Below are 22,108 nucleotides of genomic sequence, written 5' to 3'. Positions count from 1 at the left end.
GTCTCGCCTAGCGCTGGCCCTTGAAATAGGGCTTCAGCATCGCGCGCGGGTAGTCCGCCTTGCGGGCGACCATGACCAGCGCCAGGATCGACAGCAGGTAGGGCAGCATCAGGAACACCTGACCGGGCACGAAGGCACCGACCTCGGTCTGCAGCCGCACCTGGAAGGCGTCGAACGCACCGAACAGCAGCGCGCCGATCAGCGCCTTGCCGGGGCGCCAGGAGGCGAAGACGGTGAGCGCGATGCAGATCCAGCCGCGCCCGTTGACCATGCCGAAGAAGAACGCGTCGAAGGCGGACATGGTCAGGAACGCCCCGCCCAGCGCCATCAGCGCGGAGCCGGCGACCACCGTGCCCATGCGCAGCACCATCACCGACAGGCCCTGCGCCTCCACCGCCGCCGGATTGTCGCCGACAGCGCGGATCGCAAGGCCGAGCGGCGTGCGGTAGAGCACGAAGCCGACCACCACGACCATCGCCAGCGCCAGCATGGTCAGCGCCGTCTGCTGGAACAGCACCGTACCGAGGAAGGGCAGGTCGGACAGGACCGGGATATCGAGCGGCTGGAAGGCGGTGATGCGCGGCGGCGAGGTGACGTCCGGCAGCGCCGTGCGATAGGCGTAATAGCTGAGACTGGTGGCGAACAGCGTCACTCCGATGCCCGAGACGTGCTGGGACAGGCCCAGCGGCACGGTGAGCACTGCATGCAGCAGGCCGAAGCTGGCACCGGCGAGCGCGGCAACCAGCACGCCGCCCCACAGGCCGGCACCGAGCCAGGCGGCCATCCAGCCGGCCATGGCCCCGGCAGTGAAGATGCCCTCGATGCCGAGATTGAGGACGCCGGCACGCTCGCACAGGAGCGCGCCGAGCACACCGAAGATCAGCGGCGTGGCGATCCGCAGCGCCGCCGCCCAGAAATTCGCCGAAACGAGGATGTCGAGGATTTCCATCATGCCCCGGTGTCCTTGCCGGCGGATGCCTTGCGCCCCGGTCCGACCAGCCGCACGCGGAAGCGCACGAAGAGGCCGGAGACGAGCACCGCGATCAGCGATGTGGCGACCACCAGGTCGGCCAGATAGTTGGAAACGCCGATGGCCCGGCTCATGCTGTCGGCACCGACGAAGACGCCGGCGATGAACAGCGCCGCGACCACGACGCCGAGCGGCGACAGGCCGGCCAGCATGGCAACGACAATGCCGGCATAGCCGAAGCCGGGCGACAGGTCGGCGGTGAGATAGCCCTTGAGGCCGGCCACCTCGCCGACGCCGGCAAGCCCGGCAAGCGCGCCGCTGAGGAGAGCGACGCGGACGAAGGTCGCGGTGACCGGGATGCCGGCATGGCGGGCTGCTTCCTGGTTTTCGCCGACGGCACGGATCTCGAAGCCCCAGACCGTGCGCGCCAGCAGGATATGGGCCAGCAGTGCGGCAACGAGCGCGACGATCAGTCCGGCATGGACGCGCATGCGGTCGAACAGCTTGGGCAGCATCGCCGCGTCCGCCATCGGCTCGGATTGCGGCCAGCCCATGCCCATCGGATCCTTCATTGGCCCTTCCAGCATCATCTGGACGAAGAGCACCACAACGAAGTTGAGCAGCAGGGTGGTGACCACCTCGTCGGCGCCGAGCCTTAACTTCAACAGAGCCGGGACCAGCATCATCATCGCCCCGGCCATCGCACCGGCCAGCAGCACAAGCGGGATCATCACCGCCGGCGGAGCGGAGATCGCGCCGGAGCCGACGGCAACGGCCGCCAGCGCGCCGGCATAGAGCTGCCCTTCGCCACCGATGTTCCACAGCCGCGCCCGGAAGGCGAGGGCAGCGGCCAGGCCGGTCAGAATCAGCGGGGTCGCCCGCGACAGCAACTCGGAAACGGCGAAGAACGACCCGAAGGCGCCTTTTGCCATCAGCACATAGGCCTGCAGCACAGGCGCGCCGGCCGCCATGATCGGCAGGGCCGCCAGCGCCAGGGCGGCCAGCGCCGCGGCAACCGGTACGCCGGCGCGCAGGACAGGCGAGACGGTCTCGCGCGGTTCGAAGCGGATCATGCGGCCTCCTCCGCGTGGCCGGCCATCATCAGGCCGACGGTGGCGCGATCGAGCTCGTCGGCATCGCGTGCCGCGCTCAGCTGGCCGCGATGGATCACCGCGATGCGGTCGGACAGGGCGAAGAGCTCGTCGAGATCCTCGGAAATCAGGATGACGCCGGCCCCGCGGGCGCGGGCGGCGAGCAGGCGGCGATGCACTTCGCCGGTGGCACCGATGTCGAGCCCGCGCGAGGGCTGCGCCGCCAGCACAACCGCCGGCTCGGCGTCCAGCGTGCGGGCCAGCACGATCTTCTGGATGTTGCCGCCGGACAGCAGCCGCGAGATCGCGGAACCGCCCCGGCAGCGGATGTCGTGGGCGGTGATCGCCTCGCGGGCGCGGGCGGCGATGGCGGAGAAATCGAGGAAGCCAAAGCGTTGGTAGCGGGCGGACCGGATCTCCTCGATCACCAGGTTCTCAGCGACGCTCATCGCCCCGACGATGCCATCGCGGTGGCGGTCCTCCGGAATCCGGGCGATGCCGGCGGCGATCATCGCGCGCGCGTCCTGTGCCGTGACGTCGTTTCCGGCGAGCAGGATGCGCCCGGAGGTTGCCCGCTCCAGCCCCGAGACGAGGCGCGCGAACATCGCCTGTCCATTGCCGGAGACGCCGGCAACACCGAGGATTTCTCCCGACCGCAGGGCCAGCGACAGGTCCCTGACCGCCTCGCGGCCGGTACCGGCGGAGACGCCCTCAAGCGCCAGAAGCACATCGCCGGGGGCGCGCGGCTCTCGCCGGCTCTGGGAGAGCGAATGGCCGACCATCAGCTCGGCGAGCTTCTGGCGGTCGCACTCGGCAGTCGGCAGGTCTGCGACCTTGCGGCCCATGCGCAGCACCGCCACCCGGTCGGAGGCACTGAGCACCTCGGCCAGCTTGTGCGAGATGAAGACGATGGCAAGGCCGTTGCCGGCCAGCTGTCGCAGGGTGGCGAACAGGCCTTCGGATTCCTGCGGCGTCAACACGGCAGTCGGCTCGTCCAGAACCAGCACGCGGGCATCGCGATAGAGTGCCTTGAGGATTTCCACCCGCTGCTGCTCGCCGACCGACAGGCGCGAGACGCGAAGGTCGAGATCCACCGTCAGCCCGCTGTCGCGCATCAACGCCTCCAGCCGCTGCCGGTCGGCGCGCGAGGAGGTGGAGGGCGACAGCAGCGGTCTCGTGCCGAGCACGATGTTTTCGAAGGCGGTGAGATTCTCGGCCAGCGCGAAATGCTGGTGCACCATGCCGATGCCGGCATTGAGCGCCGCATGGGGCGAGCCGGGCTCCAGCGGCACGAGCCCGCCATCCGGCCCGGCGATGCACACCTCCCCCTCGTCGGCGACATAGTGGCCGAACAGGATGTTCATTAGCGTGGTCTTGCCGGCGCCGTTCTCGCCGAGCAGCGCGACGATCTCGCCGGCATGCAGGTCAAGATCGACCGCCTCGTTGGCGGTCATCGCGCCGAAGCGCTTGGTGATGCCGGCAAGCGACAGCACGACCTTGCGCTCGTGCGGCCGTGCGTGCAGCGGGTCACTCATCTCCACTCCGGGGCAGGGCAGGACAAAAGGACGGCCCACCCCCGATCTCGTGCCGAGAACAGGGGGCGGGCCGCGATCAGATGATCACATCGTCGACTTGGGCTCGGCGTCGTTGACGTTGACGCGGAACAGCCCGTCGAGAATTTCCTTCTCCTTCTCGCGGGCAGCCTTGACGGCCTCCGCATCGGCAAGGCTCTCGTCGACGACGAAGCTGCCGCCCCCATAGGACATGAAGGAGAACTGGCCGTAATCAGAAGGCTCGAAGCTGTCGGTGGCCACGGCCTCGATCACTCGGTCGATGGTCGGCTCCATGTGCCAAAGGGCGCTGGCGAGGATCGTGCCGGGATAGTCGCCGGCCGTGTCGATGACGTTGCCGATGGCCAGGATGCCCTTCTCCTTGGCCGCGTCAGAAACGCCGAAGCGCTCGGCGTAGAGAATGTCCGCGCCCTTGTCGATCATCGCGAACGCCGACTCCTTGGCCTTCGGCGGGTCGTACCAGGAGTTGATGAAGGTGACGAGGAACTTGACGTCCGGATTGACCGCCAGCGCGCCTTCCATGAAGGCGTTCATCAAGCGGTTAACCTCCGGGATCGCGTAGCCGCCGACCATGCCGATGACGTTCGACTTGGTCGCCTTGCCGGCGATCATGCCCGTCAGGTAGCTCGGCTCATGGATCCAGTTGTCGAAGACGGCGAAGTTCGGCTGTGCCGGACCGAAGGACGAGCCCATCAGGAAGGCGATGTCGGGATACTCGGCCGCCACGCTGCGGGCCGCGCGCTCCACGGCGAAGGCCTCGCCGATGATCAGGTCCATACCGCCTTCGGCGTATTCGCGCATGACGCGCTCATAGTCCGTGTTGGCGACGTTCTCGGAGTAGGTATAGGTCACGTCGCCGCGCGCCTGGGCCGCCTGCAGCGCCTGATGAATGCGTCCGACCCATTGCTGCTCGACCGGCACGGTGTAGATCGCCGCGACCTTCAACGGCTTGTCCTTGGCCATTGCCGGCAGGCCGCCCGCCATGACGGCAAGCGATGCGACAAGTCCGAGGACGGCCCGTCGCGTCCAGGCGAAATGATCGTTGATTGTCATCTGACTCCCCCTCGCAGGATGCGGCGCTCATGCGCGACAGGCACGGGCCGGTGTGCATCGACCGGCGAAGGCGCGTGGGCGGCTCTTCGCGCGGCGGGGCAAATTGGACCACATTCCAGGCACGCCCACAATGGAGGCAGATGCCGGCCGCAGCGCTTTCTTGAACAAATGGACAAATTTTGATCGTTTGGTCAAAAATTGAGCCGGCTTCGCTTTTTCGCGCGGCAACCGGCCTCCCCCTGACCTTGCACTGCAGGTCGCCCTGCAGCCTATCCGAGCGGGTCTTCCGGCGCCTGCGGCGGGGGAGCCGCGCGGCGGCGGGCCCTGGCGGCCCTGGCGCGGGCAACATAGCCCTTCAGATCGACCGCGCCGGTCAGTTGCACGAAGCCGGCAAACAGCACCATGCCGGCCAGCACCAGCAGGCCGAGGGCGACAAAGCGCACCAGCACAGAAGGTGCGCCGATCAGCGGCGCCATCAGCCAGTCGCCCAGCAGCAGGCCGACGCCCATCGCAAGGCTGGCAAGCGCCAACAGCGGCAGCCTTCGGCGCGCGCCCCGATCCATGCGGAAATGGCCGCGCCGCCACAGGGCCGCACCCAGCAGGCCGGCATTGACCCAGCCGGCCAGCGACGTGGCCAGCGCAATGCCGACATGGCCGAGGATCGGCGCCAGAGCCAGTGCGCCGATCACGTTGACCGCCATGCCAATGCCGGCGAACCACATCGGCGTCACCGTGTCCTCGCGAGCGAAGAAGCCCGGCGAGAACACCTTGTTGAGCACGAAGGCCGGCAGGCCGAAGGCAAAGGCGATCAGGGCGGCCGTTGTCGCGCTCGCCGCCTCCGCGCCGAACTCGCCGCGCTGGAAGAGCACCGAGACGATCGGCTCGGGCACCGCGATCAGCGCAACGGTCGCCGGCAGGGTCAGAGCGAGAGCGAATTCCATCGCCCGGTTGAGCGTGCCGTTGGCCTCGCCGTCCTCCCCAGCGCGCAGCGAGCGCGACAGGTCAGGCAGGAGCACCACGCCGATGGCGATACCGACGACACCGAGCGGCAGCTGGTAGATGCGGTCGGCGTAATAGAGATAGGAGACGGCGCCGGCCTGGGCCGAGGCGATCACGGTGCCGACAACGATGTTGATCTGGGTAATGCCCCCGGCCAGCACGCCCGGCACGCCGAGCTTGCACAGCCGGCGCACGCCGGCGGTCAGGCGCGGACGTCGGAACGGCACGGAAAAGCCCATGCGGCGCACGGCAACGACAAGCAGCGCCAGCTGGGCGAAACCTGCAACCGCAACACCGCCGGCCAGTACCACGCCGAGCGTCGTGCCCGGCTCCAGCCCCGCATACCAGATGCCCGTGAGGACGGCGATCATCACCAGGTTGAGGACCACGGGGGCAAACGCGGCGGCGGCGAAACGCCGATAGGTGTTGAGGATGCCGGACAGGAACGCGACCAGCGACATGCACAAAAGATACGGGAAGGTGATGCGCGAGAGCAGCACCGCAAGGTCGAACTTCGACGGGTCTTCGGTAAAGCCGGGAGCGAGCAGGAAGACGAGCCCCTGCATGGCAATGAAGGCGATGGCGGTCAGCGCCAGCAGCGTCCAAAGCAGCGCGGCCATGATCTCGCCGGCAAAGCGGCGCGCGCCCTCATCGCCCCCTTCCTCCACCGCCCTTGCAAACAGCGGCACGAAGGCGGAGTTGAACGCCCCTTCCGCGAACAGCCGGCGAAACAGGTTGGGCAGGCGAAAGGCGACGAAGAAGGCATCCGCCACCGGACCGGCGCCGGCGAAGGCGGCGATCATCACATCGCGGACGAAGCCGAGGACACGGCTCGCCATCGTGGCGCCGCCGACGGTGACGAAGTTGCGCAGGAGACTCATCGAGCCGGCCATGGGCGGAAGTTCCGTTCAAAGGGGACGGGAAGGCATGTCGAACGCAGGCAGTCGTTCGGAAGTCTCATCAGGCAATGCCGGCGCGGCGCGGCCGGCGGCGGATCGGCTCTTCCACCGCCTCCCCCTCGACCGCCTCGCGCAGACGTTCGCGGATCGCGTCCTGCCTGCCGATATTGCCGATCTTCTGGCCGGTCAGGTCGGTGACGTAGAACACGTCGACCGCCCGCTCGCCGAAGGTCGCGATATGAGCTGAATTGATGTTGAGATTGAGGCCGGAGATCGCCCGCGTCAGGTCATAGAGCAAGCCGGGCCGGTCGAGACACGAGATTTCCAGCACCGTGTAGCGGTTGGACCAGGAATTGTTGACCAGCACCTCGGTCTCGACGCGGAACGCCTTCACCCGGCCGCGCGATGCCGCCTTGCGGGCAACGCTGTCGGGCAGCCGCTCCTCACCGCGCAGCGCCTTCTCGATCAGCCGGCAGACGCGCTCGCCACGGCGGATCTCGTCGTCATCTCCCGGCAGCTCGCGGGAAATGTAGATCGTGTCGAGGGCGAAACCGTCGGTCGTGGTGTCGATCTGCGCATCGACGATGTTGGCGCCAGCGACGAAACAGGCCCCGGCAATGGTCGACAGCAGCCGCGGGTGGTCGGCCGCCAGCACGGTGATCTCGGTCACCCCCTCGAAGGCGTGGGTGACGACGCGCGAGGAAAAGCCGGTTCCGGCCCGGTCGGCGGCGAGGATCATCTCGGCGTCGGCGATCTTGCGCTCCAGCGGCACCCGCAGCCAATAGGCCGGGTAATGCCGCTCCAGATAGGCGCCGAGTTCTTCCTTGCGCCAGGCGCCCAGCGCCTCGGCCAGTTCGCGCTTGGCCGCCTCGACCCGCATGTCGTGCGGCAGCAGGCTGTGGCCGCCGGTCAGCACGGGCTCGCATTCGTAGTAGAGCGTGCGCAGCAACTGACCCTTCCAGCCGTTGAAGACATTCGGCCCGACGGCGCGGATGTCGGCAACGGTGAGTATCAGCAGAAGCTTCAGCCGCTCGACGCTCTGCACCTCGCGGGCGAAATCCTCGATCGTCTTGCGGTCCGCAAGGTCGCGCGACTGCGCGATCGTGCTCATGTCGAGGTGATGCTCGACCAGCCAGGCGACGGTTTCCGTCTCCGATGGCGTCAGACCGAGGCGCGGACACAGGCGGCGGGCGATGCGCGCACCGGCGATGGAGTGATCCTCCGGTCGGCCCTTGGCGATGTCGTGCAGGAACATGGCGACGAACAGGACCTTGCGGTTCTGGATCGTCTTGATCAGATCGGTGGAGAGCGGATGGTCCTCGCCGGCCTCGCCGCGCTCGATCTCGCCCAGCACACCGATGGAGCGGATGAGATGCTCGTCCACCGTGTAGTGGTGGTACATGGAGAACTGCATCATCGCCACGACCTTGCCGAAGTCGGGCACGAAGCGGCCGAGCACGCCGGTCTCGTTCATCTTGCGCAGCACGGTCTCGGGATCGTTGCGCGAGGTCAGCACCTGCAGGAACAGCCGGTTCGCCTCCGGGTCCTCGCGCACCTGGGTCGTGATGAGCTTCAGCGACCGGCGCACCAGTTTCAGCATTTCCGGATGCAGCATCACCGCATGACGGTCGGCAATGGCGAAGAGGCGGATCAGGTTCACCGGATCCTTCTCGAACACCGCGTCCGAGACGGTGTTCAGGCGCCCCTTGTCGATGACGAAGTCGGGCGTGCCGGTCTGGATCTGGCGGCGTGCGCGCGAGGCGATGCGGTCGATCAGCTTGGATAGCGGCTGCGGCGCCTTGGCGTGCTGCTCCTCCAGCGCTGCGCAGAAGATCCGGGTCAGGTCGCCCACGTCCTTGGCGACCAGGAAATAGTGCTTCATGAAGCGCTCGACGTCCTTCATCCCCGGATGCTGGGTGTAGCCGAGGCGCACGGCGATCTCGCGCTGGACGTCGAAGGACAGGCGTTCCTCCGCCCTGCCGGTGAGGAAATGCAGGTGGCAGCGCACCGCCCAGAGGAAGTCCTCGCCCTTCTTGAAGCGCTGGAAGTCGGAGCGGGTGAAGACCCCGGCCTTCACCAGACCCGAGCCGGAGCGCACGCGGTAGAAGTACTTGGAGATCCAGAACAGGGTGTTGAGGTCGCGCAGGCCGCCCTTGCCCTCCTTCACGTTGGGCTCGACCAGATAGCGCGAGGTGCCCTGCCGGGTGTGGCGGGCATCGCGCTCGGCGAGCTTGGCGGCAATGAACTCCGGGCCGCTGCCGGCAACGACGCTCTTGTCGAACCGCTCGATCAGCTCGTCGGTCAGCGGCTCCTCGCCCCACACATGGCGCGCCTCCAGCAGCGCGGTGCGGATCGTCATGTCGGTGCGGGCGAGGCGCAGGCACTCGTCGATGTTGCGCGTGGCGTGGCCGACCTTCAGGCCGAGATCCCACAACATGTAAAGAATGTATTCGACGATCTGCTCGCCCCAGGGCGTCTGCTTGTAGGGCAGCAGGAACAATAGGTCGACGTCCGAGCCCGGCGCCAGGGTGCCCCGGCCATAGCCGCCGACGGCGACGATGGACATGCGTTCGGCCGCGGACGGGTTCTTGACCCGGTAGACGTGGTGGATGGCGAAATCGAAGATCACCCGCAGGATCTCGTCCTGCACATGGCTCAGCCGCTGGGCGCAGAGCGTGCCGCCGCCATCGGCGAAGAGCAGTTCCTCCACGCGGGTGCGCGCATCGCGCATTGCCGTCTTCAGCTCGTTGAGGACATGGCCGCGAACGGTGAGATCGGAGCCGTCGCCGTCGCTCGCCGCGGTCAGCGCCGTCAGCCGGTGACGCAGGGCATCGGCGTCGATCAGATCGGCGAACGGGTCGGCGTTACGGACGGGGGTCTTCGGCGTCATCACTTCCAGCGCAGTCCTTCTTGCCGCAGCGTCGCGCGGGCACCATGCCGGCGTGACGCCTTGCCTGCGGCAGCGATTGCGGACCCTACGCCTGCCGCCCGCGCCGCTCAAGGGGCGCAGCAAGAGAACGAAAGTCCGTGCCCGGGACCCTAGATCCGGTCCCGCGCCGCCGCGACGCGCAGTTGATGCAACAGATGGGCCAGACTGTCGCGCGACAGGCCGGAAATCTTCGCCGCCAGCAAATTGGCCAGCTCCGTCGCTTCGGGCTGGAGGCCGGCCGTGTCGATCGACACCTTCGGATCGGAGATCTCGGCGAGGCGCTGCAGCTCCTCCGCCTCGTCCCAGATGACGTTGAAGAAAGCGATGATCCGCTGCACCGTGTACCAGGTGGGGCGGCCACGCTTACCGTGCTCGAGCGCCGACAGATAGGCCGCCGAAACGCCCAGCGCCTCGGCCATTTCCGACAGGGTGATGCCGCGCTTCTTGCGCAGCTCGCGCAGCTTCGCGCCGAACGGCGTCATCGTCCCCCCCACTTTCCGCTCTTGCGGATCCTGACATAGAGCGCGCCGCCGCCGCCATGGGCGGCATGCGCCTCCTCGAAACCCACCACCAAGGGGCGGAATTCGGGGAAGGACAGCCATTGCGGCACGACGCGGCGCAGGATGCCGCGCTCGCCGGCCACCGGGCTGCCGCCAGGCGCGCCCTTGCCGGTGATCACCAGAACCAGGGCCGCGCCGCTCGACTGGGCATAGGACAGGAAACCGCGCAAGCGCACATGCGCCTCCGCCTGGGTGAGGCCGTGCAGGTCGATGCGCATGTCGATGGCGCGGGTGCCTCGGGCGATGCGGCGGCGCTGGCGCGGCTCGAGCGGCGACAGGGGCGGAGGAGACGGCGGGGCGGGCGGGCGCAGCGCGGATGCGCCGGATGAGGCAGGGCCGGCCGGCAGGGCCGCTGTCGGCACCGGGGCAGGCGTTTCGTCCGGCTCGGCGCTGGGGGCCTCGGCGCGCGCACGCCCTCGCGGGGCAATCGGATCGACATCGGCCGTCACCTGCTCCCACAGGCGCCGTTCCTCGGGCGACGGCTGGCGGCCACGGCGCCGGCTCACGGCCTTGCCTCCCGCCCGCGCGGCACGAGCAGCACCATGTCCGCCCGGTGCTGGATGCGGCCGGCCTGTTCTCCAGCTTCCTCGCCCGAGCCGAAGAAGATGTCGCCCCGCGCCGGGCCGACAATGGCCGATCCGGTGTCTTCGGCGATCATCAGCCGGCGGAAAGCTTCGCGCGCGCCCTCCGGGCCGGAGGGAAGATCGGCGGAAACGAAGACCAGCGCCCCATAGGCGTGATGCGCGGCGTCGACGGCAAGGCTGCGGCCGGGCAGCAGCGGCAGTCCGGCGGCCCCGACCGGTCCCTCGTGCTCGCCCGCCTCCGTTACCTCGCGAAAGAAGATGTAGGAGCGGTTGCGGCGCAGGACCCCGTCGATCTCGTCGGGGTTTTCGGACAGCCACTTGCGCAGCACCTGCATGGTGACGGTGCCGGGCTCGGCAAGGCCGCGCTCGATCATAACCCGGCCGATAGCGCTGTAGGGGTGCCCGGTCTTGCCGGCATAGCCGACACGCAGGCTGCCGCCTTCGCGCAGGCGAATGCGGGCCGAGCCCTGCACATGGACGTAGAACGCATCGACCGGGTCGGCCAGCCAGACAAGTTCGAGGCCCCGGCCGGCCAGCGCCCCGTCCATGATCGCCCCCCGGTCGGGCGGTGCGACCAGGTGGCCGTTGCCGCTGGAAAAGGCAAAGGGCGCATCCTTGGGCAATCCCTCCGGCGCCGGCCGGCCGGCCAGGGGCACAAGCTCCGGCGGCCGAACCAGAAGCGGCGTGTCGTAGCCGCCGCCCCGGTGACGCGAACCCTTGTACTCGGGCTCGAAATAGCCGGTGACGAAGCCGTCGGCGAGGATGCGGCGCGGCTCGAAGTGCTGTTCCAGGAAGGTGCGAGCCGCCTGCGTCCCGCCGCTGTCGAAGGCGGCCTGTGCCGGCGCGCACAGCCGCGCCAGATCCGCGGGGAGATCTGCCGCCCGGTCCCGGCAATGGCGCAGGAACGCAGCCAGGGCGGCGCGGTGGTCGTCGCCGGCCCAGCCGGGAAGCTCCGCGAAAGTCAGGGGCGCAGACAGCATGAGGGGTTTTCCGCGCGCCAGAGCCGGGCCCGCCGCAGCGATGCCGGCAAGCAGTGCCGCCGCCAGGCCGGCAGCGCGGGCCATCCGGCCGGCGGCACGCAAGTTACTCGACCGATTCGGTCGCCACCAGACGCCAGTTGGGATCGCGCGACGTGGTATCGCGGGCGAAGGTCCAGATGTCGGTGACTTCGCTGACCGCGTTGGGATCACCGTCGACGATGGCGCCGTTGCGGTCGCGGGTGGCGGAGATCAGCTCCGAACGGAACTTGACGGTGACCTGGGCGGTCGTGCCCTTCAGCGCCGCCTCGACGATGTCCGCCTTCTCGATGCCGACGAAGGTGGACTCGATCGTCTCGCCCCGCGACTCCCGGTCGGAAATCGCCGCGACAAAGCCCTCGTAGACCTCCTTGGAGAGAAGGTTCTTGAGCATCTTGCGGTCGCCATTGGCAAAGGCGGTGACAATCATCTCGTAGGCCGCGCGGGCGCCCTGCAGGAAGCCCTGGGGCTCGAACGAGCGGTCGGCGGACAGGATCTGCCGCAGCGCCTGGTTGAGAGCACTTCCCTCCGGCGCAACCTTGTCGAGGGTCGCGGCCGCCGGCGCCTGGGAGGGGCCGCCCTGGGGGGCCGTCTGTCCGGGCAAGGGGATGACGTTGTCGTCCTGGGCCGGGGCACCGGCGCGGTTGTCGCGCTCGGGCGCCGAATAGGGATCGAAGGGCGGGCGCTCGTTGCCGGTGCGCCGACCAAGCACGCTGCGCAGCCTGAAGAAGATCACGACCGCCAGGACCAGAAAGATGATAGTGGTGATGTCGTTGAACATATGATCCGTTTCACATCCGGCCGGGTGCGTCGCAGACGCGGTCACGGCATTCCGCCCGTCTGGCTTGTTGCGGCATCCGCGGCGGGCCGATACCGGCGGCCCCGCAGGGCAAGCCGCAGCATCGCCCATCGTAGCTTATGTAAGCCCCCTTGAACCAACATCCAGCCTCCAACACAAGTGTCGGACGCAGTTTTCGTCGTCCGATAGCACATAAAGCTCGCATTCGCGTCATTTGGTCCCTAACTGAGGGCAATGTTCCCGCGACGGCATCGCGAGTGCGCGGGATACGGAACCTGAACGCGCAACCCCACGGGACACTGTCACGCACGCCATGCCCATCGGACTGTTCATCCTTCTCGCCATCATCGGCCTCCCCCTTCTCGAGATCCTCGTCTTCATCGAGGTCGGCTCGGAAATCGGCGCGGTGCCGACGGTGCTCCTGACCATCGCGACGGCGGTCGCCGGCAGCTTGATGCTTCGACTGCAGGGCCTGTCGCTGCTGCGGCGCGTGCGCGCCGAGATGGATCGCGGCCAGGTGCCCGGCGAGGATATCATGCAGGGCGCGCTGATCGTCGTCGCCAGCGTGCTGTTGCTGATCCCCGGCTTCCTTACCGATGCGCTCGGCCTGCTCCTTTTCGTGCCGCCGCTGCGGGCGGCCATCGCCCGGATCATGGTGCGCAACGCGCGGGTGACCGTGGTGCGGGCCGGTGCCCGGCGGAAAAGCCAGGGCGAGGGCGTGGTCGATCTCGACCGCGACGACTGGGCGGACCTCGACGACAACGGCAAGGGCGGACCGAACGGCTCCTCGCCGTGGCGGGGAGAGATCGGCGACGGCCGGAACGACCGTTCCTGACGCGCGGCGAGCCGCCTCACCAAATCGTGAGATCGGGTTAACCCGCGATATACCCGCTTTCTGCAAGGTGCCCGCTCGGGGAAGACAAGCAGGAGGCTGGACGACATGACCGGTCGGGAGAGGGACATTGCCGCCGCCAGCGGGCGCGTCGACTGGGTCGACACGGCCAAGGGGCTTTGCATCATCTTCGTCGTGATGATGCATTCGACGCTGGGCGTCGAGAAATCCGCCGGCCTGGAAGGCTGGATGGGACTTGTGGTGGAATTCGCCCGCCCGTTCCGCATGCCGGACTTCTTCATGATCTCGGGCCTGTTCCTGGCGCTGGTTATCGACCGGCCCTGGCGCCGCTATCTCGACCGCAAGGTCGTCCACTTCGCCTATTTCTACGTGCTCTGGCTGACCATCCAGTTCGTGGTCAAGGCGCCGCCGATGGCCGCCGAAACCGGCTGGGGCAGCGTTTTCAGCGAATATCTTCTCGCCTATGTGCAGCCCTTCGGCACGCTGTGGTTCATCTACATGCTGCCGGTGATGTTCGTGGTCACCAAGGTGCTGCACGACCGCGGCGTACCGTGGCAGCTGGTGCTGGCCGCAGCCGCCCTGCTGCAGGTCGCCCCGATCTCGACCGGCTCGGTGCTGATCGACGAGTTCAGCTCGCGCTACGTCTATTTCTACGCCGGTTACATCTTCGCCACCCGGGCCTTCACGCTGGCCGACTGGGCCCGCCGCAACATGACCGTGGGCATCGCCGGCCTGCTGGCCTGGGGCGTCGTAAACGGCCTCCTGGTGTTCAACGGCCTTGCCGACCTGCCCCTGGTCAGCCTGGCGCTCGGCACCGCCGGCGCGCTGGCGGTGATCGTCACCTCGGCGCTGCTGACCCAGGCGGGTGCGTCCACGCCGCTCGCCTATTGCGGGCGCAACTCCATCGTCATCTATCTCGCCTTCTTCTTCCCCATGGCGGTTACCCGCGTCGTGCTGCTGAAGACAGGCATCATTCCCGATATCGGCACGATCTCCGTGATCGTCACCGCCGCCGGCGTCATCGCCCCGCTGGTGCTGCTGTGGATGATCGAACGCACCGGTTATGGCTGGTTCCTGTTCCGCCGGCCCGGCTGGGCACGGCTGGAGCGCGACCCGCCGCGTCGCCCGGTCGCCCAGGCGGCGGAATGAGACAGGTGAAATAAGCGGGGCAGGGCGCGAGAAGCAGGCTTTTCTCGCGCGGCCAACGCGGGCATGATCCGCGCCATGTCGAATGAAGCCGCCTCCGCCCTCACCGCCGACGACCACCTGATCCTGGTCGACGGCTCCACCTTCATCTTCCGCGCCTATCACGCGCTGCCGCCGCTGACGCGCAAGTCCGACGGCCTACCGGTCGGCGCGGTCTCCGGCTTCTGCAACATGCTGTGGAAGCTGCTGCAGGAAGGGCTGACGCCGGAGAAGGGCGATGAGCCGACCCATATGGCGGTGATCTTCGACCATTCGGCGAAGACGTTCCGCAACGAGATCTATCCCCAGTACAAGGCCCAGCGCCCGGAGCCGCCGGAGGACCTGATCCCGCAGTTCGGGCTGATCCGCGAGGCCACCCGTGCCTTTTCGGTCCACTGCATCGAGCAGGAAGGCTTCGAGGCCGACGACCTGATCGCCACCTATGCCCGTGCGGCGGCGGCGGCGGGCGCGCGCGTCACCATCGCCTCCGGCGACAAGGACCTGATGCAGCTGATCGGTCCGCGCATCGGCATGATCGACACGATGAAGAACAAGATCTTCGGCGAGGCCGAGGTGTTCGAGAAATTCGGCGTCGGTCCGGACAAGGTGATCGAGGTGCAGGCGCTGGCGGGCGACAGCGTCGACAACGTGCCCGGCGTGCCTGGCATCGGCCTGAAGACCGCCGCGCTGCTGGTCAACGAGTTCGGCGACCTGGAAGCCCTGCTGGCTAAGGCCGACACGATCAAGCAGGCCAAGCGCCGCGAGAACCTTATCGCCTTCGCCGACCAGGCGCGCATCTCCAAGCAGCTGGTAACGCTGAAGGAAGACGTGCCGGTCGAGCAGCCGGTCGAGGCGCTGACCGTCAACGGACTCGACGGCGCCCGCGCCATCGCCTTCCTCAAGGCGATGGAGTTCACCACCCTGACCCGCCGGGTCGGCGAGGTCACCGGCCTCGACATTGCCGGCGTCGAGCCGGCGAGCCTCGTCGTGCGCGGCTGGCACGAGCCCGACGGCAAGGGCCGGATGATGGAGGGCGGCCCCGGGGCCCAGCCGGAGAGCGCCGCTCCCGGCAGCGCAGCGCCGACCGTCGGCACGGCGCCGGCACCCGCTGCTGCCGCGGCAAGCGAGGGCGGGCTGTGGCGCCCGCAGGCGGTTGCCGAGACCGCTGCCGAACGGGCCGTAACCCAGAAGGTCGACCCGTCCGGCTACGAGACGGTGATGGATCTCGACCGGCTCAAGGCCTGGGTGGCGGAAGCAACCGAGCTCGGCCATGTGGCGGTCGACACGGAAACCACATCGCTCGATGCCATGCAGGCCGATCTCGTCGGCGTGTCGCTGGCGACGCAGCCCGGGCGCGCCTGCTACATCCCGCTCGGCCATGTGGACGGCGAGGGCGACCTCCTGGGCGGCGGCGGGCTGATCCCCGGCCAGATCCCGATGAGCGAGGCGCTCGCCGTGCTCAAGCCGCTGCTGGAGGACCCCGGCGTCCTCAAGATCGCGCAGAACCTCAAATACGACTGGCTGGTGCTGAAGCGCCATGGCATCGAGGTCGCTCCCTTCGACGACACGATGCTGCTGTCCTATGCGCTGGATGCGGGCAAGGGCGGCAACGGCATGGACGCGCTGTCCGAGCGCTGGCTCGGCCATACGCCGATCCCGTTCAAGGAGGTCGCCGGCTCGGGCAAGTCGATGACCACCTTCGACAAGGTGCCGCTCGACAAGGCCTCCGCCTATGCGGCGGAGGATGCGGACGTCACCCTGCGCCTGTGGCAGGTGCTCAAGCCGCGGCTTGCGGCGGAGCACATGGCCGGCGTCTACGAGCGGCTGGAGCGGCCGATGGTGCCGGTGCTTGCCCGCATGGAGGAGCGCGGCATCTCCATCGACCGGCAGATGCTGTCGCGCCTGTCCGGTGATTTCGCGCAAGGCATGGCGGCGCTGGAATCCGAGATCCACGAGCTTGCCGGCGAAAGCTTCAACATCGGCAGCCCGAAGCAGCTCGGCGACATCCTGTTCGGCAAGATGGGCCTGCCCGGCGGCAAGAAGACCAAGACCGGCGCCTGGTCGACCTCGGTCTCCGTGCTCGACGACCTGGCAGCCGAAGGGCACGAGCTGCCCTCGCGCATCGTCGAATGGCGGCAGCTTTCCAAGCTCAAGTCCACCTATTCGGACGCGCTGCCCGGTTTCGTCAATCCGCAGACCGGGCGCGTGCACACGTCCTACGCGCTGGCGGCGACGACGACCGGCCGCCTGTCCTCGTCCGAGCCGAACCTGCAGAACATCCCGGTCCGCACCGAAGCGGGCCGCAAGATCCGCAAGGCCTTCATTGCCGAAAAGGGCATGAAGCTGGTCTCGGCCGACTACAGCCAGATCGAGCTGCGCGTGCTTGCCCACATGGCGGACATCTCCCAGCTCAAGCAGGCCTTTTCCGAAGGGTTGGACATCCACGCGATGACCGCCTCGGAAATGTTCGGCGTGCCGATCGAGGGCATGGACCCGATGGTTCGCCGCCGTGCTAAGGCGATCAATTTCGGCATCATCTACGGCATCTCCGCCTTCGGTCTCGCCGCCCAGCTCGGCATCCCGCGCGGCGAGGCGGCGGAGTACATCTCGACCTATTTCAAGCGCTTCCCGGGCATTCGCGACTACATGGAGGAGACGAAGAAGTTCGTTCATGCCAATGGCTACGTGACGACGATCTTCGGCCGCCGGGCGCATTATCCGGAGGTGAACACCTCCAACCCGAACCACCGCGCCTTCTATGAGCGCGCGGCGATCAACGCGCCGATCCAGGGGTCTGCCGCCGACATCCTGCGCCGGGCGATGGTGCGGATGGAGGACCGGTTGTCGGCCTCAAGGCTTGCCGCCCGCATGCTGCTGCAGGTGCATGACGAGCTGATCTTCGAGGTGCCGGAAGCGGAGGTGGACCCCACCATCGCCCTGGTGCGCGAGGTCATGGAGACGGCGGCCGAGCCGGCGGTCACCCTGTCCGTGCCGCTGCATGTGGACGCCCGCGCGGCGGACAACTGGGACGAGGCGCACTGACGCCCAGGCCCGCGCCCGCCCGGCGGGCGCGGCTCACCCCTCGCGGATGAACCGCTTCTCCACCGCCGAAAGGCCGGCGTCGAGCCGGTCGGCGGCCTCGAACCCGAGGTCGCGCAGCAGTTCGGCCTGGAACGAGCGCGCAAGCGCCACCAGCTCGCCATAGACCTTGGCGCCTTCCTCCGTCAGCTCCAGCTGCTCGGCGCGGCGGTCGGCCTCGTCGGTGGCGCGCGACAGCCAGCCGCGCTTTTCCAGCGCCGCCACCGCGCGGCTCACCTTGGTCTTGTGCATGGTCGAGCGGCGGCCGATCTCGGTCGCCGTGGTGTTGCCGAGCTGACCGAGGATGGCAAAAGTACGCCATTCGGGCCGGCTGATGCCGTAGGTGGCCCGGTAGCGGGCGGCGAAACGCCGGCTGACCAGTTCGGACGCCCTGACCAGGCGGTAGGGCAGAAACTCGTCGAGCAGCAGGCGTCCGGTCATCGCGACCCCCTTTTCGGACAAAATCAGCCGACAGGCTGTTCGCACATTGATAGTTTCAGACAAAACAGTTACACATGCAACTATCAACTGTCTGGATCAGGAGGGATCAGGCATGACGCTTTCGAACACCCCGGCCTATATGCCGGGCTTCGGCAATGATTTCGAGACCGAGGCCCTGCCCGGTGCCCTGCCACAGGGGCAGAACTCGCCCCAGCGCGCACCCTACGGTCTTTATGCCGAGCAGCTGTCCGGCTCGCCGTTCACCGCCCCGCGCGGTACCAACGAGCGGTCCTGGCTCTATCGCATCCGCCCGTCGGTCAAGCATTCCGGCCGTTTCTCGCCCGTCTCCCTGCCCGAGTGGAAGAGCGCGCCGGCGGTCGACGACCATTCGCTGGCGCTCGGCCAGCTGCGCTGGGACCCGGTGCCGATCCCCGAGACGCCGGTGACGTTCCTCACCGGCATGCGCACCATGACCACGGCCGGCGACGTCAACGGCCAGGCCGGCATGGCGAGCCATGTCTATGTCGCCAATACCGACATGGTGGACGAGTATTTCTTCAACGCCGACGGCGAGCTGCTGATCGTGCCGCAGGAAGGCGGGCTGCGCATCGCCACCGAGCTCGGCGTGATGGATGTGGTGCCCAAGGAGATCTGCGTGATCCCGCGCGGCATGGTGTTCCGCGTCGAATTGCTGGACGGCAAGGCGCGCGGCTATGCCTGCGAGAACTACGGCGCCAAGTTCACCCTGCCGGACCGCGGCCCGATCGGCGCCAACTGCCTTGCCAACCCGCGCGACTTCAAGACGCCGGTCGCCTGGTTCGAGGACAAGGAAGGTCCGTGCCGGCTGGTGGTGAAGTGGTGCGGCCGCTTCCACGAGACGAAGCTCGACGCCTCGCCGCTCGACGTGGTCGCCTGGCACGGCAACTACGCGCCCTACAAGTACGACCTCACCACCTACTCGCCGGTCGGCGCGATCCTGTTCGATCACCCCGATCCGTCGATCTTCACGGTGCTGACCGCCCCGTCCGGCGAGGAAGGCACGGCGAATATCGACTTCGTCATCTTCCCCGAGCGCTGGATGGTCGCGGAGCATTCCTTCCGCCCGCCGTGGTACCATCGCAACATCATGTCGGAGTTCATGGGGCTGATCTACGGCCGCTACGACGCCAAGGAGGAAGGCTTCGTGCCCGGCGGCATGAGCCTTCACAACATGATGCTGCCGCACGGACCCGATGCCGACGGCTTCGAGAAGGCGAGCCGCGCCGAGTTGAAGCCGCAGAAGCTGACGGGCACCATGGCGTTCATGTTCGAGACCCGCTTCCCGCAGCACCTCACGCGCTTCGCGGCGGAACTCGACACCCTGCAGGACAACTACCTCGACTGCTGGTCGCAGCTGAAAAAGCGCTTCGACGGCACCCTCGAGGGCAACTGGGACTAAGCCATGAAACTCGCTACACTTCGCGACGGCAGCCGCGACGGCAAGCTCGTCGTCGTCAACTCGTCGCTGACCCGCTGCACCGAGGCCAGCCACATCGCGCCGACGCTGCAGGCCGCCCTCGACAACTGGGACGAAGTCGCACCGAAGCTGGCGACGCTCGCCGAGAGCCTCGAGCATGACGCGGTGCCGAGCCTGCGCTTCCACGAGCACGACGCGCTGTCGCCGTTGCCGCGCGCCTACCAGTGGGCGGACGGTTCGGCCTACGTCAATCACGTGGAGCTGGTCCGCAAGGCGCGCAATGCCGAGATGCCGGCGAGCTTCTGGACCGATCCGCTGATGTATCAGGGCGGCTCGGACGCCTTCCTCGCCCCGCGCGAGCCGATCCGCATGGCCGACGAGGCCTTCGGCATCGACATGGAGGGCGAGGTCGCCGTCATCACCGGCGACGTGCCGATGGGCGCCACGCCCGAGGAGGCCCGCGCGGCCATCCGCCTGGTCATGCTGGTCAACGACGTGTCGCTGCGCGGCCTGATCCCGGCCGAACTCGGCAAGGGTTTCGGCTTCTTCCAGTCCAAGCCCTCTTCCGCCTTCTCGCCGGTCGCGGTGACGCCGGACGAGCTGGGCGAGGCCTGGGACGGCGGCAAGGTGCACCTGCCGCTGCGCGTCGACCTGAACGGTCAGCCCTTCGGCCGGGCCAATGCCGGTGTCGACATGACCTTCGACTTCCCGACCCTGATCGCCCATGCAGCCAAGACCCGTCCGCTGTCGGCCGGCGCCATCGTCGGCTCGGGCACAGTGTCGAACAAGATGGACGGCGGTCCGGGCAAGCCGGTTGCCGAAGGCGGCGTCGGATATTCCTGCATCGCCGAGATCCGCATGATCGAGACCATCGAGGACGGCGCGCCCAAGACGCCGTTCATGCGCTTCGGCGACACGGTGCGGATCGAGATGCAGGACGCGGACGGCCATTCGGTCTTCGGCGCCATCGAGCAGACGGTCGAGAAATACGAGAAGGCCTGAGGCCCCGCACGGGCGCCAATCGAGGGAGGGAGTTCGTGATGAAGACTGTGCGGATGCTTGCGGCAATCGCCGCTCTAGCCCTTGGCACGGCGGCAACGCCGGTGCTGGCCGCCGATGCGACCGAGCCGGTGCGCGCGGTCATGGCGGCAGCGGAGGCCAACTGGGCCGATCCGCCGCAGGACTTCCAGGACTACTTCTCCGAGGAGCGCCTTGCGAGCCTCTACAGCGCCGATCTGGCTGCCCGCTACCGCAAGGCGGCGGACACGCCATCGGCAAAGGAGATGGGCACCCCGCTCGACTGGGATGTCGTCGTCAACGCGCAGGACGGCTGCCCGCTGCAGGACGTCTCCATCGCGCCGGCCGGTCAGGAAAACGGGGCGACGCGCGTCGTCGCCCGCTTCCGTGCCCTGACCTGCTTCGGCTCCGAGGCGGAGTACCAGGGCTTCCAGGAGGCGCATTTCCTCGTCATCGAGGAAGGCGGGCGTGCCGTCATCGACGACATCGTCACGCCGATGGACGGCGAGGCGCAGTCGCTGAAGGACCAGCTCGACATCATCGCCGCGGAGGCCGGCTGAGAGCCGCTCCCTCGGCGGGAGCGGCCGTGCTTCCGCCGACCCAACCCGTTCAAACCAAGAGGATTATCTCCCGTGAGCAAGAAATTCGCCTCCCAGGGCGACATGGCCGAGAAGAAGATCTCCTTCACCGAGATCGGCGAGGGCCTGTGGGCCTTCACCGCCGAAGGCGATCCGAACACCGGCGTCATCATCGGCGATGACAGCGTCATGATCGTCGAGGCGCAGGCCACCCCGCGCCTTGCCGGCAAGGTGATCGAGAAGGTGCGCGAGGTCACCGACAAGCCGATCAGCCATCTGGTGCTGACCCACTACCACGCCGTGCGCGTGCTGGGTGCGGCCGCCTATCAGGCGCCGACGATCATCATGAGCGACAAGGCCCGCTCGATGGTCGCCGAGCGCGGCGCGGAGGACCGTGAGTCCGAGTTCATGCGCTTCCCGCGCCTGTTCCAGGGCTACGAGAATGTCGCCGACATTCCGCCGCTGACCTGGCCGACGACCACCTTCACCGACAAGATGAGCGTCTTCCTCGGCAAGCGCCGCGTCGACCTCAGCTTCCTGGGCCGCGCCCATACGGCCGGGGATATCGTCATCCACGTGCCGGACCAGAACGTCATGTTCACCGGCGATATCGTCGAGTACCACTCCGCCTGCTATTGCGGCGACGGGCATTTCCGCGACTGGCCGGGCACGCTCGAGCGCATCCGCGCCTTCGACGTCGATGCCATCGCGCCGGGCCGGGGCGATGCGCTGGTCGGCAAGGAGATGGTCAATGCGGCGCTCGACGCGACCGCCGATTTTGTCACCTCGACCTTCCGTCCGGTGGCGCAGGTGGCAACGCGCGGCGGCTCGCTGAAGGAAGCCTGGGACGCTGCCCGCGCTTCCTGCGACCCGAAGTTCTCGTCCTACGCCATCTACGAGCACTGCCTGCCGTTCAACGTGGCGCGCGCCTATGATGAGGCGCTCGGCATCGATACCCCGCGTATCTGGACGGCCCAGCGCGACAAGGACATGTGGGAAGCCCTGCAGGGCTGACGACACCCGCCGCCG

18 protein-coding genes are annotated in these 22,108 nt (G+C 67.9%); 7 read left to right on the top strand and 11 right to left on the bottom strand.

The window, feature by feature from the left end; all coding sequences use genetic code 11:
* Positions 1-7: 7 nt before the first annotated feature.
* From H7H34_RS22270 to H7H34_RS22225, 10 genes are all read right to left on the bottom strand, one after another.
* A complete protein-coding gene (locus tag H7H34_RS22270) occupies positions 8-952 on the bottom strand; it encodes an ABC transporter permease (RefSeq protein ID WP_208979912.1) in 945 nt (314 codons plus the stop codon).
* On the bottom strand, positions 949-2,043 hold the full coding sequence (locus H7H34_RS22265; RefSeq protein WP_120269852.1) for an ABC transporter permease: 1,095 nt from the start codon (positions 2,041-2,043) through the stop codon (positions 949-951). Before H7H34_RS22265 ends, H7H34_RS22270 begins: the two co-directional genes overlap by 4 nt.
* Positions 2,040-3,596 carry an ABC transporter ATP-binding protein gene (locus H7H34_RS22260; protein WP_185926784.1) on the bottom strand — a complete coding sequence of 519 codons (1,557 nt, stop codon included), beginning with the start codon at positions 3,594-3,596 and terminating at the stop codon, positions 2,040-2,042. The genes H7H34_RS22265 and H7H34_RS22260 overlap by 4 nt, the downstream gene beginning before the upstream one ends.
* Positions 3,597-3,680: 84 nt before the next feature.
* The gene (locus H7H34_RS22255; protein WP_120269854.1) at positions 3,681-4,685 is read right to left on the bottom strand and encodes a BMP family protein; all 1,005 of its coding nucleotides are present in this window, start codon (positions 4,683-4,685) and stop codon (positions 3,681-3,683) included.
* Positions 4,686-4,954: 269 nt separating this feature from the next.
* Positions 4,955-6,565, bottom strand: coding sequence for a murein biosynthesis integral membrane protein MurJ (murJ, locus tag H7H34_RS22250; protein WP_185926851.1), 1,611 nt, complete (start codon positions 6,563-6,565; stop codon positions 4,955-4,957).
* A 79-nt stretch (positions 6,566-6,644) separates the two neighbouring features.
* Positions 6,645-9,473: a [protein-PII] uridylyltransferase gene (locus H7H34_RS22245; protein ID WP_185926783.1), complete on the bottom strand. Its 2,829-nt coding sequence runs from the start codon at positions 9,471-9,473 to the stop codon at positions 6,645-6,647.
* A 149-nt stretch (positions 9,474-9,622) separates the two neighbouring features.
* A complete protein-coding gene (locus H7H34_RS22240) occupies positions 9,623-9,994 on the bottom strand; it encodes a helix-turn-helix domain-containing protein (RefSeq protein ID WP_067224598.1) in 372 nt (123 codons plus the stop codon).
* Positions 9,991-10,578, bottom strand: coding sequence for a Smr/MutS family protein (locus H7H34_RS22235; protein ID WP_120269856.1), 588 nt, complete (start codon positions 10,576-10,578; stop codon positions 9,991-9,993). Before H7H34_RS22235 ends, H7H34_RS22240 begins: the two co-directional genes overlap by 4 nt.
* Positions 10,575-11,636: a murein transglycosylase A gene (gene mltA / locus H7H34_RS22230; RefSeq protein WP_120270197.1), complete on the bottom strand. Its 1,062-nt coding sequence runs from the start codon at positions 11,634-11,636 to the stop codon at positions 10,575-10,577. The genes H7H34_RS22235 and mltA overlap by 4 nt, the downstream gene beginning before the upstream one ends.
* A gap of 103 nt (positions 11,637-11,739) precedes the next feature.
* Positions 11,740-12,453 carry a Tim44/TimA family putative adaptor protein gene (locus H7H34_RS22225; protein ID WP_120269857.1) on the bottom strand — a complete coding sequence of 238 codons (714 nt, stop codon included), beginning with the start codon at positions 12,451-12,453 and terminating at the stop codon, positions 11,740-11,742.
* A gap of 331 nt (positions 12,454-12,784) precedes the next feature.
* Between H7H34_RS22225 and H7H34_RS22220 the strand changes: the two genes are divergently transcribed.
* The 3 genes from H7H34_RS22220 (at position 12,785) to polA (ending at position 17,551) form a co-directional block, all read left to right on the top strand.
* Entirely contained in the window at positions 12,785-13,306 is a 522-nt protein-coding gene (locus H7H34_RS22220) for an FxsA family protein (protein ID WP_185926782.1), read from the top strand.
* Between the two features lie 105 nt (positions 13,307-13,411).
* Positions 13,412-14,473, top strand: coding sequence for an acyltransferase family protein (locus H7H34_RS22215; RefSeq protein ID WP_185926781.1), 1,062 nt, complete (start codon positions 13,412-13,414; stop codon positions 14,471-14,473).
* Positions 14,474-14,536: 63 nt separating this feature from the next.
* Positions 14,537-17,551 (top strand): DNA polymerase I, encoded by a 3,015-nt coding sequence (gene polA, locus H7H34_RS22210; protein ID WP_185926780.1) that lies wholly within the window; start codon positions 14,537-14,539, stop codon positions 17,549-17,551.
* Positions 17,552-17,584: 33 nt separating this feature from the next.
* Here polA and H7H34_RS22205 read toward each other — a convergent pair whose 3' ends face one another.
* Positions 17,585-18,028, bottom strand: a complete 444-nt coding sequence (locus H7H34_RS22205; RefSeq protein WP_120269861.1) for a MarR family winged helix-turn-helix transcriptional regulator — start codon at positions 18,026-18,028, stop codon at positions 17,585-17,587.
* A gap of 112 nt (positions 18,029-18,140) precedes the next feature.
* Here H7H34_RS22205 and hmgA point away from each other — a divergent pair, with 112 nt between their 5' ends.
* The 4 genes from hmgA (at position 18,141) to H7H34_RS22185 (ending at position 22,093) form a co-directional block, all read left to right on the top strand.
* Entirely contained in the window at positions 18,141-19,466 is a 1,326-nt protein-coding gene (gene hmgA, locus H7H34_RS22200; RefSeq protein WP_120269862.1) for a homogentisate 1,2-dioxygenase, read from the top strand.
* A 3-nt stretch (positions 19,467-19,469) separates the two neighbouring features.
* Positions 19,470-20,486, top strand: a complete 1,017-nt coding sequence (locus H7H34_RS22195; RefSeq protein ID WP_120269863.1) for a fumarylacetoacetate hydrolase family protein — start codon at positions 19,470-19,472, stop codon at positions 20,484-20,486.
* Between the two features lie 38 nt (positions 20,487-20,524).
* Positions 20,525-21,061, top strand: coding sequence for a hypothetical protein (locus H7H34_RS22190; protein ID WP_245165619.1), 537 nt, complete (start codon positions 20,525-20,527; stop codon positions 21,059-21,061).
* A gap of 72 nt (positions 21,062-21,133) precedes the next feature.
* Positions 21,134-22,093, top strand: coding sequence for an MBL fold metallo-hydrolase (locus tag H7H34_RS22185; RefSeq protein ID WP_067224581.1), 960 nt, complete (start codon positions 21,134-21,136; stop codon positions 22,091-22,093).
* Positions 22,094-22,108: the final 15 nt, after the last annotated feature.

It is taken from the genome of Stappia sp. 28M-7, assembly GCF_014252955.1.
Classification (GTDB): Bacteria; Pseudomonadota; Alphaproteobacteria; order Rhizobiales; family Stappiaceae; genus Stappia.
This window is presented reverse-complemented; position numbering and strand designations above follow the sequence as displayed.

What these genes read in the sequence shown, in the direction of transcription:
- H7H34_RS22270 (WP_208979912.1), bottom strand. Translation starts at nt 952, where the DNA reads ATGATGGAAATCCTCGACATCCTCGTTTCGGCGAATTTCTGGGCGGCG.
- H7H34_RS22265 (WP_120269852.1), bottom strand. Translation starts at nt 2,043, where the DNA reads ATGATCCGCTTCGAACCGCGCGAGACCGTCTCGCCTGTCCTGCGCGCC.
- H7H34_RS22260 (WP_185926784.1), bottom strand. Translation starts at nt 3,596, where the DNA reads ATGAGTGACCCGCTGCACGCACGGCCGCACGAGCGCAAGGTCGTGCTG.
- H7H34_RS22255 (WP_120269854.1), bottom strand. Translation starts at nt 4,685, where the DNA reads ATGACAATCAACGATCATTTCGCCTGGACGCGACGGGCCGTCCTCGGA.
- murJ (WP_185926851.1), bottom strand. Translation starts at nt 6,565, where the DNA reads ATGAGTCTCCTGCGCAACTTCGTCACCGTCGGCGGCGCCACGATGGCG.
- H7H34_RS22245 (WP_185926783.1), bottom strand. Translation starts at nt 9,473, where the DNA reads ATGACGCCGAAGACCCCCGTCCGTAACGCCGACCCGTTCGCCGATCTG.
- H7H34_RS22240 (WP_067224598.1), bottom strand. Translation starts at nt 9,994, where the DNA reads ATGACGCCGTTCGGCGCGAAGCTGCGCGAGCTGCGCAAGAAGCGCGGC.
- mltA (WP_120270197.1), bottom strand. Translation starts at nt 11,636, where the DNA reads ATGCTGTCTGCGCCCCTGACTTTCGCGGAGCTTCCCGGCTGGGCCGGC.
- H7H34_RS22225 (WP_120269857.1), bottom strand. Translation starts at nt 12,453, where the DNA reads ATGTTCAACGACATCACCACTATCATCTTTCTGGTCCTGGCGGTCGTG.
- H7H34_RS22220 (WP_185926782.1), top strand. Translation starts at nt 12,785, where the DNA reads ATGCCCATCGGACTGTTCATCCTTCTCGCCATCATCGGCCTCCCCCTT.
- H7H34_RS22215 (WP_185926781.1), top strand. Translation starts at nt 13,412, where the DNA reads ATGACCGGTCGGGAGAGGGACATTGCCGCCGCCAGCGGGCGCGTCGAC.
- polA (WP_185926780.1), top strand. Translation starts at nt 14,537, where the DNA reads ATGATCCGCGCCATGTCGAATGAAGCCGCCTCCGCCCTCACCGCCGAC.
- H7H34_RS22205 (WP_120269861.1), bottom strand. Translation starts at nt 18,028, where the DNA reads ATGACCGGACGCCTGCTGCTCGACGAGTTTCTGCCCTACCGCCTGGTC.
- hmgA (WP_120269862.1), top strand. Translation starts at nt 18,141, where the DNA reads ATGACGCTTTCGAACACCCCGGCCTATATGCCGGGCTTCGGCAATGAT.
- H7H34_RS22195 (WP_120269863.1), top strand. Translation starts at nt 19,470, where the DNA reads ATGAAACTCGCTACACTTCGCGACGGCAGCCGCGACGGCAAGCTCGTC.
- H7H34_RS22190 (WP_245165619.1), top strand. Translation starts at nt 20,525, where the DNA reads ATGAAGACTGTGCGGATGCTTGCGGCAATCGCCGCTCTAGCCCTTGGC.